Source organism: Amycolatopsis sp. (assembly GCF_035276945.1).
In the GTDB taxonomy this organism is placed as follows: domain Bacteria; phylum Actinomycetota; class Actinomycetes; order Mycobacteriales; family Pseudonocardiaceae; genus Amycolatopsis_E.
On the sequence record NZ_DATELF010000094.1, the window covers coordinates 1 to 13,433 of the forward strand.

14 protein-coding genes and 1 pseudogene are annotated in these 13,433 nt (G+C 68.6%); 4 read left to right on the top strand and 11 right to left on the bottom strand.

The annotated features are described in order from the left end of the window. From VJT49_RS15420 to VJT49_RS15440, 5 genes and pseudogenes are all read right to left on the bottom strand, one after another. Positions 1–157 (bottom strand): annotated as a pseudogene (locus tag VJT49_RS15420) (AraC family transcriptional regulator); the annotation flags it as partial. A gap of 419 nt (positions 158–576) precedes the next feature. Next, the gene (locus tag VJT49_RS15425; RefSeq protein WP_324165499.1) at positions 577–1,896 is read right to left on the bottom strand and encodes a hypothetical protein; all 1,320 of its coding nucleotides are present in this window, start codon (positions 1,894–1,896) and stop codon (positions 577–579) included. A 124-nt stretch (positions 1,897–2,020) separates the two neighbouring features. Beyond that, positions 2,021–3,172: an acyl-CoA dehydrogenase family protein gene (locus tag VJT49_RS15430; protein WP_324165500.1), complete on the bottom strand. Its 1,152-nt coding sequence runs from the start codon at positions 3,170–3,172 to the stop codon at positions 2,021–2,023. Between the two features lie 42 nt (positions 3,173–3,214). Continuing rightward, positions 3,215–4,027, bottom strand: coding sequence for a CoA ester lyase (locus tag VJT49_RS15435; protein ID WP_324165501.1), 813 nt, complete (start codon positions 4,025–4,027; stop codon positions 3,215–3,217). Further along, entirely contained in the window at positions 4,024–4,866 is an 843-nt protein-coding gene (locus tag VJT49_RS15440) for an FAS1-like dehydratase domain-containing protein (RefSeq protein ID WP_324165502.1), read from the bottom strand. The genes VJT49_RS15435 and VJT49_RS15440 overlap by 4 nt, the downstream gene beginning before the upstream one ends. A 157-nt stretch (positions 4,867–5,023) precedes the next feature. Between VJT49_RS15440 and VJT49_RS15445 the strand changes: the two genes are divergently transcribed. Then, positions 5,024–5,476, top strand: coding sequence for a GntR family transcriptional regulator (locus tag VJT49_RS15445; RefSeq protein WP_324165503.1), 453 nt, complete (start codon positions 5,024–5,026; stop codon positions 5,474–5,476). A gap of 65 nt (positions 5,477–5,541) precedes the next feature. On the opposite strand, the gene VJT49_RS15450 is transcribed toward VJT49_RS15445, so the two are convergent. Continuing rightward, positions 5,542–5,928, bottom strand: a complete 387-nt coding sequence (locus VJT49_RS15450; RefSeq protein ID WP_324165504.1) for a ribonuclease domain-containing protein — start codon at positions 5,926–5,928, stop codon at positions 5,542–5,544. Between the two features lie 319 nt (positions 5,929–6,247). On the opposite strand from VJT49_RS15450, the gene VJT49_RS15455 reads away from it, so the two are divergent. Further along, a complete protein-coding gene (locus VJT49_RS15455) occupies positions 6,248–7,051 on the top strand; it encodes an SAM-dependent methyltransferase (protein WP_324165506.1) in 804 nt (267 codons plus the stop codon). Positions 7,052–7,255: 204 nt separating this feature from the next. Here the strand turns inward: VJT49_RS15455 and VJT49_RS15460 are convergent, their stop codons facing one another. After that, positions 7,256–7,939, bottom strand: coding sequence for a hypothetical protein (locus VJT49_RS15460; RefSeq protein WP_324165507.1), 684 nt, complete (start codon positions 7,937–7,939; stop codon positions 7,256–7,258). 374 nt (positions 7,940–8,313) lie between these two features. Between VJT49_RS15460 and VJT49_RS15465 the strand changes: the two genes are divergently transcribed. Both VJT49_RS15465 and VJT49_RS15470 read left to right on the top strand, forming a co-directional pair. Next, on the top strand, positions 8,314–9,009 hold the full coding sequence (locus VJT49_RS15465) for a DUF899 family protein (protein ID WP_324165508.1): 696 nt from the start codon (positions 8,314–8,316) through the stop codon (positions 9,007–9,009). A gap of 127 nt (positions 9,010–9,136) precedes the next feature. Continuing rightward, positions 9,137–9,352, top strand: coding sequence for a hypothetical protein (locus VJT49_RS15470; protein ID WP_324165509.1), 216 nt, complete (start codon positions 9,137–9,139; stop codon positions 9,350–9,352). 175 nt (positions 9,353–9,527) lie between these two features. On the opposite strand, the gene VJT49_RS15475 is transcribed toward VJT49_RS15470, so the two are convergent. The 4 genes from VJT49_RS15475 to VJT49_RS15490 form a co-directional block, all read right to left on the bottom strand. After that, complete coding sequence (locus tag VJT49_RS15475; RefSeq protein ID WP_324165510.1) at positions 9,528–10,811, bottom strand: NAD(P)/FAD-dependent oxidoreductase; 1,284 nt, start codon at positions 10,809–10,811, stop codon at positions 9,528–9,530. Positions 10,812–10,813: 2 nt separating this feature from the next. Then, positions 10,814–11,620 carry an amino acid ABC transporter ATP-binding protein gene (locus VJT49_RS15480; RefSeq protein WP_324165511.1) on the bottom strand — a complete coding sequence of 269 codons (807 nt, stop codon included), beginning with the start codon at positions 11,618–11,620 and terminating at the stop codon, positions 10,814–10,816. Then, positions 11,617–12,333, bottom strand: a complete 717-nt coding sequence (locus VJT49_RS15485) for an amino acid ABC transporter permease (protein WP_324165512.1) — start codon at positions 12,331–12,333, stop codon at positions 11,617–11,619. The genes VJT49_RS15480 and VJT49_RS15485 overlap by 4 nt, the downstream gene beginning before the upstream one ends. A 158-nt stretch (positions 12,334–12,491) precedes the next feature. Then, on the bottom strand, positions 12,492–13,430 hold the full coding sequence (locus tag VJT49_RS15490) for a transporter substrate-binding domain-containing protein (protein WP_324165513.1): 939 nt from the start codon (positions 13,428–13,430) through the stop codon (positions 12,492–12,494). Between the last annotated feature and the right edge of the window lie 3 nt (positions 13,431–13,433).

Sequence of the window (13,433 nt, forward strand, 5' to 3'; positions counted from 1 at the left end):
GGAACTGCCGACTCAGATGCCCCGCCGACATCCCCACCCCCCTCGCCAGAACCTCCACACTCAACGGCCCCGCATACTCCCGATCAATCCGATCACGAACACGACGCAACAACACCAAATCACCCAGACGCCGCGCCGCGGCGGTTCTGCTGCTCACCTGCCAGATCGTGCCACATCGCAGCCAGCGGCCGAGCCCTGACGCATGAGTGGCGGATACGGCGGTGCTGATGCCGGGTCCTGTGGGATCCGTCGACCCTGCGCGACCGGGGTGAGCTGTGCGGGCCGATCGCCTCGGATCCCACGCTGTGGCGCGCTCTGGACGAGATCGGCGAGCCGCAGCGCGGCAAGATCGCCCGGACTCGCGCGAAGACCCGTGAGCATGTCTGGTCGCTGATCGCCGAGCGGCATGGCGGGGTTCCGCCGTCTCGGATGGCGGCCCGCGACCTGGGCAAGACGATCGGTGGTCCGCAGGGACGCCTCGCCGGGAACTTGACGGCTACGACGGACCGACCGGTTACGCGTCCTCCAAGATCTTCAGGTAGTGCCCTGACACAAGGCGCCGGGCGTCCGCCACGGCTATCTGTCCCGGTTGCGGGGATGTACCAACGCCTGCATGGCCGCGAGCAGGCTTGCCGCGGCAGTGCCCAGAAGGATCGCGACCACGAACAGGCCATTGCGGGCAACGTCGTCCGCCGACTGATCGAAGATCACGTACGTGACCGCGCGCAGGGCGCCCGGCGCCTTCCAGATCAGTTGACCGGGGTCAGCGGATGGCGGGGATGCGCTGGTCAGCGTGCGCAGGGGCCCGAGGTCACCACCGTGGAACTCGATGCCGAGCCGCGCCGGCCGCTGCGGCGCCGTCCCGAGCGCGTCGGTCAGTGCGCTGCGGACGTCCTCACTCAAGGTCGAAGGGGGTTGGCTGGCGAAGAACGGTAACCAGACCGCGGCCCTTGATGCGGTGGTCACGGCCCAGGGGGCTTGGGTGTAGCCCCCGAACTCGGTCGCGCCGAAGCCGCTTGTGGTACCGATCACCGCCTGCTGTCGCCCCGGCAAAGTGATCATCCGGACAAGACCGGTGTCGAAACCCCATCGCACCTGAGAGTCCAAGCGGGCTGCTCCACTCAGCACCATGACCCACCGGACGGTGCGACCGGGTTCGGTGGTGACGGCCATGGAGGTCATCGGCCCAGATGGCTCCTGACCAGGCAGGAAGCGCTCGGCGGCTGCCTGCACCTGCCAGGAAAGCGGCACGCTGGGGTCGGATACGTACAGCGTGGCGCCTCCCTCGGTCGGCGCGGACACGATGGGGGCGGTGAGCGAGCGCAGCCCGGCCAACGACAAACCACCGAGCAGGGCCGCCGCCAGCACCAACGCGACCGGCTCGAGGTAGCGGCTGCTTGACCAGGTGGCCGTGAGCCAACCGGCCACACCGATCACGCTGAGCCCGATCATCGTCTCCAGCAGCAAGAACGTGACGTCGTCGATGTTGTCGAGGGCGAGTAGCAACAGGAGCTCGACGAACAGCACCGCGGCGAAACCGGTCAAAGTGAACAAAATTGTCGCCGGCAGCCGGCTCCGCCGGACCGGACCACGGAGGCCGATCGCGGAGATCAACACGGTGAGCAGCGAGAACACACCCGCGAGTTCTTCACGCATCCGGTATGCGGCCAGCAGACTCGCGCCGAGCGCCACGAGATCGGCGAGGACCAGACCAGCCGTGGCCCGACCGGAACGCCCTACCCTCGTCGTGGCCGGTTCGGGAGCCGGCTGAGGTGCACGCGGCGGGGAAGGCGGTTCCGGGCGCCGGCCGCGTGTCACCCCCTTCACGACGACGGCCGACCCCGCGAGCAGCAGAGCGAGCAGCAGCGAGACCCAACGACGACGATCACCAGTCACGCCCATCAGTCGTGGCCCGGCGGGACAGTGCTACGAGGAGGGGCCACGAGGAGGGGCCACGACGAGGGCGACACACTGAGCGAGGCTGGATGGACCGGCCGGTAAGCGACCCATCCGGTCCGCACTACAACCCGCCGCGGGCGACGAGCTGGCGTGTGATGACGGTTCGCTGGATTTCGTTGGTTCCTTCGCCGACGATCATGAGGGGCGCGTCGCGGAAGTAGCGTTCGACGTCGAACTCGGTGGAGTAACCGTAACCGCCGTGGACGCGGATCGCGTTCAGGGTGATCTCCATCGCGGTTTCGGAGCAGAACAGTTTCGCCATGCCCGCTTCCATGTCCGAGCGTTCCCCAGCGTCGTAGGTACGGGCGGCGTGCAGCAACAACTGCCGGGCGGCGGTCAGTTTCGTCGCCATGTCCGCCAGGTAGTTGCCCACGGACTGGTGCTGCCAGATCGGCTTGCCGAAGGCCTCACGCTGCTGCGCGTAGCTGAGCGCGTCGTCGAACGCCGCCCGGGCGACCCCGGTGGCACGAGCGGCCACCTGGATGCGGCCGACTTCGAGGCCGTGCATCATCTGCGGGAACCCCCGGCCCTCGGCGCCACCCAGCACCGCGTCAGCCGGAACACGACAGTGGTCGAAGGACAGCTCGCAGCTCTCCACTCCCCTGTAGCCGAGCTTGGGCAGATCCCGCGACACGGTCAGGCCGGGGCCCTTTTCGACCAGCAGGATGCTGATTCCCTTGTGGGGCGGGTCGGACTCAGGATCGGTCTTGCAGAGCAACGCGATCAGGCCCGACCGCCGGGCATTGGAGATCCACGTCTTGGTTCCGTTGATCACCCAGCCGTCAGCGTCTCGACGAGCGACGGTACGCATGGCCTGGAGGTCCGACCCACCCCCGGGCTCGGTCAACGCCATGGTCGCCCGCAGTTCGCCGGTGGCCATGCGGGGCAAGTACCGCCGTCGTTGCTCCTCGGTGCCGTGTTCCAGGAGAAGTTTCGCGACGACGGTGTGGCCGCCCATCGCTCCGGCAAGGCTCATCCAGCCACGCGCCAGTTCCTCGGTCACCAGGGCATAGCAGGGAGTCGACACCCTGACGTCCCCGTAGGGCTCCGGGATGGCCAGGCCGTAGATGCCCATCTCCTTCATCCGCCCGATGAGCTTCTCCGGGTAGGTGTCGGTGTGTTCCAGCTCCTGAACGACCGGGCGGACGTCCCGGTCGACGAACTCCCGAACAGTGTCCACAATGGTCGCTTCGTCGGCGTCCAACGCATACATCGGAATTCCTTTTCTGTTGGCGGAACCGGGATCGCCGGACGTTCAGCGGGGTGGCGCGGTGAGCCCGGCGCGCTCCAGCAGCCGCCGGGCCCGCTCGAGCACCGGCTTGTCCACCATGTGGCCGGCGACAGCCGTGGCCGCGCCGTCACCACCCGCGGCGATCACCTCCTCGGCCCAGGCCAACTCCTCCGGTGTCGGCGCGAGCAGGGCGTGGAGCGGTTCGACCTGACGCGGGTGGATGCACAGCTTGCCGGTGTAGCCGAGCCGCCGGGCCATCCGCATGTCTTCGCGCAGGACTTCCAGGTCGGACAGGTTCGTCGTGACCCCGTCCAGCGGCGACGCCACCCCGGCCGAGGCCGATGCCAGCACCAGCGCGGACCGCGCGTGTGTCAGGGCGAGATGGTCGTCGGGGGCGACGCCCAGTTGACCGGCGAGGTCGACGCTGCCGAAGGCCGCGCGGACCACGCCGCGCGCCGCGCAGATCTCGGCGGCTTTCAGCACACCGGCCGCGGTCTCCACGAGCGGGATGACCAGGGGCAGTTCGAGGCCTTCGAGGGTGCCGCGGTCCTCCGCCTTCGGGATCATCGCGGCGCAGCCGTGTTTCGCGACGAGTTCGAGGTCCTCATCGAACCACGGCGTGCCCGGCGCGTTGATCCGGACGAGTACATCCGTGCCGTGCTGAGCCAGCCACTCGGCGACGGCCGCACGTGCGGCGGGCTTGTCGTCCGGACCCACCGCGTCCTCGAGGTCGAGCACGACGCCGTCCGCCCCAGCCGCCATGGCCTTGGCGAACCGGTCCGGCCGGTGGCCGGGTACGAACAGCAGCGTGCGTGCGGCGGCGAGACGCTCCCTCATGCGAACCGCACCTCCGCGGTCGCGTGCCGCTCGTCCACGCTGGTGGCGATGGCCAACCGGCCGTCCGGGCCGCCACGGGCGAGGACGCCATCCCCCGCGAAGACCGGACGACGTAACCGGAAGTCGACCTCGGCGACCGAGCGGGAATCGGTACGGCGCACCAGTTCCAGCATCAGCAGCACGAGAAGTGGACCGTGCACGACGAGGCCCGGGTACCCTTCCGTCCCGCGCGCGTACGGTGCGTCGTAGTGGATCCGGTGTGCGTTCGCGGTCAGCGCGCTGAATCGGAAGAGCAGGGTCGGCGAGATCCGGGGCACGAGTTGCCAGGCCGCTTCGGACGAGGGCACGGGCGCGCCCGCAGCGGTGAACGAGCGGCGCGCGTCCTCGCCCGAGCGGTAGACATAGTCGAGTTCCTCGACAAGGCAGGTCTCCGCGCGCTGACAGAACTCGCTCCGCACCGTCACGAACACCATTTCGCCGGTCCGGCCCCGCTTGACCACCGCACTGGCAAGGGTGGCGACCTGCTCGGCCCGCTCCCCCACGGTCAAGGGCCGGTGGACGCGCAGGCGGCCGCCCGCGAACATCCGCCGCCGGTCGGGAATCGGTGGCAGGAAGTGACCCACCGCCGGGTGGCCGTCCACACCCAGTTCCGCCTGCGGCGGCCAGTCAAGAAAGTACAGCCAATGCCACAGCGGCGGCAGCGGATCGCCCTCGGCGGCAGCAGCCGGCTGGTCGAGCACGGCGGACAGCGCGGCCACGGGCCCGGCGGTGAGGACGTCGTGCCGCGTCCGCGGCTCCGGCCGCCAGTCCGCCAGACGCTCGTCAAGATCGCTGGTCACGGAGATCTCTTCCGGCGCGATCGTCGAGTCCGGTCGGCATCGGGGGTGCTCACAGGTACATCTCCTTCGCTCGAGACAACAAGACTCATCATGGCGGTTACCGCGGGATCGGGCACATTTCGCGCACCGGCGTCGACATCGGCGCCTAAAGCGGTTCGTGGCCAGCATCGTGCCGGCGATCATCGCCGCGGTGGTCTCGGTGCTTGTCGCGCTACTCGGCCGCTGGCAATGGCGCCGCCAGCGGGCCGCCGCCGCGGCCGACAGGTACCAGACCGAGCGAGCGTGCGGACGTGCTCAGAACGCCCAGTCGGTACGCGCGGAAATCGCCGACGGCTCGATCCGGGCGGGCGACCGCCTGCCCGGAGCCCGGGAAGCCGCCGCGGCCCTTGGTGTCGGCCTGCACACCATCCTGCGCGGATACCAGCAACTGCGCGACGAGGGATTGGTCGAACTACGCCGAGGACGCGGAGCCATCGTCACCGACGCCGGGAACTCCCTGAGCGCCCGCACCGCCCAACTCGCCCGCGAATTCACCGCCGCATGCCGCCACCTCGGCCTCACTCCAGACCAGACAATCGGCCTGGTCCGCAGCGCTTTGCAACACCGCTGAGTCCTGACCCCGGCCGGCGCGGGCGGAGAGCGCCCGCGCCGCCATTGAACGTCGAGGACGGGGAATCAGACGATGCGGTAGAAGTTGGCGTAGTGGTCGGGAGAGAACCAGACCACGCCGGTGGTCACGTCACGGACGATCCGTCGCGCGTCCCGGGATGCGCCCTTCGCCCGCGGGTTGACGTCGTACTCGTAGAAGGTGTGACCGGAGGGCAGTTCGCCTTCACGGTTGTGGAACTGGCCGCCGGTGTAGTTGTACTGGCCGTAGGGCCAGGCATACCAGCCTGCTGAGCGCGGGAAGCCGAGCTGACTCCATCCTTCGTAGGCGGTTTTGGCGGCCGAGCAGCCGGACACCGAGCATGTGCCGTAGACGGCCGCGTTGGCCGGAGTGACGAGAACTGTGGCGAACAGGGCGAACAGGAGCGCGAGTACCGACAGAGACTTTCGGAACACCGGCGAACCTCCGGAAATCGGCAGCGTGACCGGCTCGATGATCGGGCCCGGCGTTCACAAGGTCAACTGCTTCCGCGTGAACTTCCGACCAAGGAACCGGAGGCCGCCACGACCTGCTGGGCCAAGTGATCCTTGCCAGAATTCGCGAGGCGAGTGCGACGTGAGGTCCCACGTAGTGAGTGATGGCGTTGAAGGAGGTTCGACTGACGTCGGAGACGTGATCCGGGCCAGTGTCCGAGGCTCGCTCCCTACCGTGACATGCGTGGCCGGGTCCTGCCCGGTCGGGTGCGAAGCTCACGGGAAAGCCTGGAGCGGCCGAATGTGGCGCGTGTACGACTGGCTGCTCGGCGGCACCTCGAACTGGGCGGTGGACCGCGCGTTCGGCGCGAGGGTCGTCGACGCGTTCCCTCTGCTCAAGTCGGCCGCCAGAGCCAACCGCCTGTTCCTGCACCGCGCGGTGCGGCACCCGGTAGGGCTCGGCGTGCGACAGTTCATCGACATCGGCTCCGGCATCCCGACCATGGGCAACACCCACGAGATCGCCGAACAGGTCGCCCCGGACTCGCGTGTCGTCTACGTCGACAACGAGCCGGTCGCGGTCGCGCATTCGCAGGTGTTGCTCGAACGGCACGGGGACGTCGAGCGGCACGCCGTGGTGCGGGGAGACATGCGCGAACCCCACGAGCTGTGGCACCGCATCCAGGAGACCCGCGTGATCGACTTCAGCGAGCCGGTCGCGCTGCTGCTGGTGGCACTGCTGCACATCCGGCAACCTGGCAGGAACGGGACCGACATCGGACCGCGCGCCGTCGAGGAGTACCGGCAGCTTCTTCCCTCCGGGTCCCATCTGGTGATCTCGCGTATCACCGACGAAGGCGTTCCGCCGGACCTGGACGAGAAGCTGGTCGAGCTCAAGCGGATGTACGACACGTCCAGCGGCCCCATGATCTGGCGCTCCCATCAGCAGATCCGCGATCTGCTGGGCGATTTCACGCTCATGGAGCCCGGCATGACCCGGACTCCGTTGTGGCATCCGGAGGACAGCGGCCCAGCTGCGCCCAAGATCGCGTTCGACACCCCCGAACAATCGACAGTCTGGGCCGGCGTCGGCCGCAAGCCCTGACGCCCTCGCTCCTTGACGCTGGCGAGCGCCCCTGGTGACGCACTGCACCAGGGGCGCCTTCCTCAGCGTCACAGCGGCCAGTCAGCCGGTTCCTCGGCGATACGTCATCGAGTTGTCCGAGATGGCATCCGGACAGGACGATCTGCTGCCCGAGCAACGTCCGAACCCGGATCGCGTGCTGGAACAGTTGCCCGTCCGGGGTGGTCACGGTTTCGTTGAAGTACACCGTCGCCACCAGTGGGATGGTGAGCTGCCCGGAGCCGACGCCGATCGGGATGCCGTTGATCGTGCCGACCCGCGAGGACCCGGAGAGCGCACCGGGACCGGCCGCGCACCGATCGCGAGGTCGGCCAGCGGCCCGCACACCGCACCCACCAACACCCACCTCGGCGCGGCCGGCAGTTTCCCGGCGCCCGCCCACGGAGTCCGGCGCCACGGCTTGGTCACCGACAGCCAGGCCTGGAAGGAGATCGCGCCGGCCATGAACGCCGACCCGGCCATCTGCGGCCCGGCCACCGGATTCGGCTCCCCCGCCCGAGCGGCCTCCTCCGCCGCCTGAAGCGCCGGGGACAGCAGGAAGATGCCCAGGTTGAGCTGGACGGTGGTGATGACGAACTTGACCAGCACCCACCAGTTCCGGAAGAACCCCCACGGCGTCGCCGCCGCGAGCAGGAAACCAGTCAGCGCCGACGTGTTCGCCAACGGCGCGAGCAGGCGGAGATCCAACCGGTGCGCCATCGACATCGCGCCCACCCGCACGACCGGATCGTCGCTGGCCGACGCGGTCACCATCAACGTGAACAGGACCAGCGCCAACGTCATCCAGCCCACCGACGTAAGAATGGGCAGCCACACCGCCGACTGCCGCCACCGATTCGCCTTGCCCATACGCCCCTTGTTCTCCGTGCTCGTTTCCGTTACGACAGCACCGAAGCGTAGGAAGCGGAAGCGTCTCCGTAATCCAGCGCGAGGCGACAACCTGCGTCAACAAGGAACGACCTCGGGCACCGCGGAATCGACCTGCACATACAGATCCGTAGCGTAATGACCTGGTCACCGACGCGATCTGGCAGCACCTGGCCCTCCGGCAGGAGGGGAGCGGTAAAGCGCCGGCGTCGAGGAACGGGGGCGTATCGACCGCACTCCCCCGGCTTCTGCTTCGACTCCGCCAGTCAGGCCCGTCTCGGCCGGCGAGCACTGGCGATCCCGCCATCACGAGCAGACAATGTGGACAGAGGTGGCGGCGTTCGGAGGAGGTAACGATGCGCCAAACCAATCTCACCGGGGAGTCGGCCGAATACGCCGGCGCCCGCGAGGAACTGCGCCAAGCCGAGATCGAGCTGATGCGCCATCGGGAACGCGTCGCCGGTCTCCGCCGCCGTCTGCCGCCGGGACCTGTCGTCGACGACTACGTGTTCGAGGAAGGGCCCGCCGACCTGGACTCCGGTGACGCGCCGACGCGGACCGTACGGCTGAGCCAGCTGTTCACCGCACCCGGGCGCGACCTGCTCATCTATCACTTCATGTACGGCAAGCGGCAAACCCAGGCGTGTCCCATGTGCACGATGTGGATCGACGGGTTCAACGGGATCGCCCGGCATGTCACGCAGAACGTCGACTTCGCCATCGTCGCCGCGGCCGGCCTGCCCACGCTCCGCGAGCACGCCCGAAACCGGCAGTGGACGAATCTGCGCCTGCTCAGCGCCGGGAGCAGCACCTTCAAATACGACCTCGGCAGCGAAGACGCCGAAGGCAACCAGGACTCGACGGTTTCGGTGTTCATCCGCGACGACGACGGGTCGGCGCGCCACTTCTACTCGGTGCATCCCCGGATGTCCGAAGACATCGACCAGCGCGGCATCGACCTGCTCAGCCCTGTGTGGCACATGCTCGACCTCACCCCACAGGGCCGGGACAACTGGTTCCCCGCACTCGGCTACCAGACCGCTGCCGGATAAGCGACTCGATGCCGTCCACCACGCGGTGCGGCCCGAACAAGGCGGCGCCACCCTCAACCTCCCCTCAACCTGGACGTCGACAACCTCGGATTTTCCCACTTCCGGCCCGACCGCCCCTGATCCGAAAATGACCGGTCCGGCCGCGCGAGTCCAGCTCACCCGACACCCGAGTCCAGCTCACCCGACACCCGAGTCCGGCTACGAGTACAAGATGAAGGACCTGGCCCGCAAGAAGCTCGTCGGGGTGGCGGACGTCTACGCCGACCGTGGCCAGACCGTGGATGTCGGCGATGTCTGCGCCCGTTCCGCACACACGCGAAAGGAACGGACAGCCGTCAGATAGCGCGCCACGCGCGAGTCCCCCCGTTGGCCGTGCGCGAGGCCCCCGATCGCCGAGCCCGAATTGCCCATTCGTGCCGCGAACGTAGAACTCGCGCGCACGCAAAGCCCGACTCGCGCACCGCTGAGTGGGACTCGCGCGGACCTTGGGCGCGCCACCCGTCTGCATCCCCGGCAGGTCATCTCGTCCGGAGCCGGTCGAACCGGAACGGCTCGAGCAGACCCGGACGCCGCCCCGTCACCACGAATTCGGTGAGCGCCCGGCCGGAGGCCGGTCCGAGGGTGACGCCCAGCATCCCGTGCCCGGTGTTGACGAACGCGTTGGCATACCCCGGAACCTGGTCGATCACGGGCAGGGTGTCCGGGAGCAGCGGCCGTCCCCCGACCCACGGGTCGCGGATCAGGCCGGGCAGTTCGTCGGCGTGGCTGAACCAGTCGCCAAGGTAGTGGCGGCTCGCCTTGGCCAGTGCCACGATCCGGCGCCAGTCGAGGCGGTTGTTGTTGCCGCTCAACTCCATCGTGCCCGCGATCCTGGTGGTGCCGGCCATCGGCGAGGCGACGAGATTGTGGTCACCGAAGTAGATCGAATGCGCCGGAGGTGGGTCGAGGTCGATGGAGAAGCTGTAGCCCTTACCGGTCTGCAACGGCAGGTGGCGGTCCATCCACCGCAGCACCTGCCCCGACCACATGCCCGCCGCGATCACCACCGCGCCGCACGCGATGTCGCCCCGGCTGGTGTACAGGCCGGCGATGCGGCCTGCCGACCGTTGGAACCCGGAGACCTCGACGTCTTCGTGCACCTTGCCGCCGACGGCCTCGACCTGGTCCCGCAATGAGCGGGCGAACCGTTCGGGATGAACGATCCCCTCGCCGGGCACGAAATAGGCGGCCGCGACCGGTGATTTCAGGGAGGGGTCAAGCTCCCGGGCGGCGTCACCGACTTCGACGTCGTCCGGGACCTCGTAGCGCCCGCGGGCCATCAGCCGCTGGACGTTCAGGTAGTGGCGGGCCTGCGCGACCGACAGAAAGGCGTGCACCATCCCCGGCCGCGACAACCCGGTGTCCACACTGGACTCCGCCAGCTCGTCGAACAAGGCGAAGGTCTCGCGGTTGAGCTCGACCACCGCGGCATAGCCACGTTCGAACCGCGATCTCCCGCTGCTGCGCCAAAACCGCAGCAGCCAGGGCAGCAGCCCGGCGGACGGTCGCAGGTAGAGCGGCGAGTCCGGCCGGCCGAGCGACCGCAGCGCGTACCCGGCGACTCCCGGCGACGCGACCGGCGCCGAATGGGTCGCGCACACCCAGCCGGCGTTGCCCAGTGACGCGCCGGACGCGACCGAGCTGCGCTCGACCACTTCGACCGGTACCCCGGCCCGCAGCAGGTAGTAGGCCGTGGCCAGACCCACAATTCCCCCGCCGACGACGAGGACCGGTCCGTCGCCTCGATGCGAAGCATTCGTCACGGCTAACCGCCCTGCTGTGAAGCGCGGTAGGACGTAAGGAAGGCGCTCGTGCGCTCCTGCACGGGCCGGACGAGAACCTGGCCGGGCTCCCCCTCCTCGACGATGCGACCGCCGTCGACGAACACGGTCCAGTCCGACACTTCCTTGGCGAAGGGCAGTTCGTGGGTCACCAGGATCATCGTCATACCGTCCGAGGCCAGCTCCCGCATCACCCGCAGCACCTCGCCCGTCGACTCCGGATCGAGCGAGGAGGTCGGCTCGTCGAACAGCAGCACCTCGGGCCTGAGCGCCAGCGCCCGGGCGATGGCCACGCGCTGCTGCTCGCCGCCCGACATCTGTTCCGGGTAGGCCAGCGCCCGGTGCCCGAGCCCGACCCGGCGCAGCAACTCGACCGCCCGCCGCACCGCGGGCTGCTCCGGAATGCCGGCGCGCACCTGCCCCAGGATCACGTTCTCCACCGCGGTCAGGTGCGGGAACAGGTTGAAGCGCTGGAAGACCATGCCGACCTTCCGGCGCAGCCGCGCCAGGTCGCGGCAGAGCAGGTCCCCGCCCGAGAAGATCGTCTCCCCGGCGACCCGCAGGTGCGCGCGATCGGGCCGTTCGAGCAGGTTGACGCAGCGCAGCAAGGTGGTCTTGCCGCCACCGCTCTGCCCGATGATGCTCACGATCTTGCTGTGCTCGACCCGCAGGTGCACGTCGTCGAGCACGACCCGGCCGTCGAAGGACTTCGTCAAGTGCTCGATCAGGACGACGGGCTCCTCGGTGACGGCCGCGCCGACCCCGTCACGTTCGGTGCTGGCGGAGGTCACACCGCCTCCTCGGCGAGCAGAAGGCGGGCGGTGCGCAGGCGGCGCCTGCGGCGCGGGGAAAGCGGGACGCCGGAGCGGATCCGCCGTTCCAGCCACAGCAGGCACTGCGAAAGCGGGTAGCAGATGGCGAAGTAGATCGCCGCGATCACCAGGTACACCTCGAGCGCGCGGAAGGTCGCCGACGTGATCAGCCTGCCCTGCGACATCAGCTCGGCGGCCGAGATGGTGACCAGCAGCGAAGTGGACTTGAGCATGTCGACCAGCATCGTGTTGGTTCCGGGCAGTGCCAGGCGCAGCGCCTGGGGCAGGATCACGTCGCCCAACGTGCGCAGCGAGCCGAGCCCGAGCGCGTCGGACGCCTCCCTTTGTCCACTGTGGACACCGCTGATCGCGGCGCGGAAGGTCTCCGACAGGTAGGCGCCGTAGAAGATGATCAGGCTGAGACTGCCCGCCTGGAACACGTCGAACCGAACGCCGACCGAAGCGAGGCCGAAGTAGGTCAGGAAAATGATCGCCAGCAGTGGGATGTTCTTGAACACCTCGGTGTAGACGGCGGCCGGGATCCGCAGGACGCGAAGGCCGCTCAGCCGGGTCAGCGCGAGCAGCAGGCCGGCCACCGCGGCGCCGGCGAACCCGACCAGCGTGAACAACGCCGTCTGTGCCAGACCTTCGAGCAACGCCGGCGCGTAGTCCGACCATGGGACCTGGAACATCGCGACCCTCCTCGGTGTTTGTCAACGCGCCCAGCCGCTCTCGTGGCCAGGGCTCTCCCGACTACCTGTCTCCGCCTTTCCCGACCGCAGCCCCGAAATCGCCCACCTTCGGACGTCCACGCACGTTGACCACGTCTCATGGTGCGCGAACGGCTTTCTCAGATCGACGGGGGTGTCCAGTCGGCGGTCCGGTCGACACCGCGCCGAGTGGCGGCCATTTCGGGCGAGGGCCTGAGGAACTGCTCCGGGTCACCACCATATTTCCGGATCAGCTTGGTCAGCTCGCCGTCCGCGTACATCTTCCTGATCTCCGCGGAGATCGCCTGCTCCAGCTTGGGTGACTGCTTCGGCAGGTAGAAACTGGTCATGTAGGGCTGGAAGTAGGCGTACTCGGGATGCTGCTTGACTTCCTCGTCGGTCGGCGGCGTCAGGTACTGGGTCCGGACGTTCAGTTCCGGCCGTTCCTGTTGAGCCGCGATCACGACCAGCGGGTCGAGGAAGCCGACGTCGAGCCGCCCGGCACGCAGGTCGTCGAAAACGCCGTTCGCGTCGGGGAAGGCCCGCAGCGTCGCCCCCGGCACGGCCTGGATCGCCTTGACCCACACATAGCCCTCGACGGTGCCGAGCTGATGTCCCGCCAGATCCCCGACGGTGCGGTACGTCTGCCCCGAGCGCACGGCCATCGCCGGCGGTGAGTAGTAGGGCGGATCGGTGAACAGCCCCTGCTTCTGCCGCTCGGCCGTCCATGCCACACCACCGACGGTGATGTCCACCCGGCGGGACTGCACGGACGCGAGCATGCCGGCGAAGTCGGTGTTCTGGGCTTTCACGGTCAAGCCCAGCTTCGCCGCTACGGCATTCAGGATGTCACTGTCCAAACCGGTCAGCTTGTCCCCCACGAGCGAGGTGTAGGGGGCGTAGGGCTGGATGGCGACGTTGAGGACGCCGGGTTCGATCGTGTCGAGATCGGCAGCGGCGGCGGAGACCGGCTGTGAGGGGCTGGCCGGCGAGCACGCGGAAACCGCGAGAGCGACGGCCAGGACAGCCGCCATCGCCTTCACCGTGCCACGCCAGCGAACCAAGGGAGTGCGGATCATTCT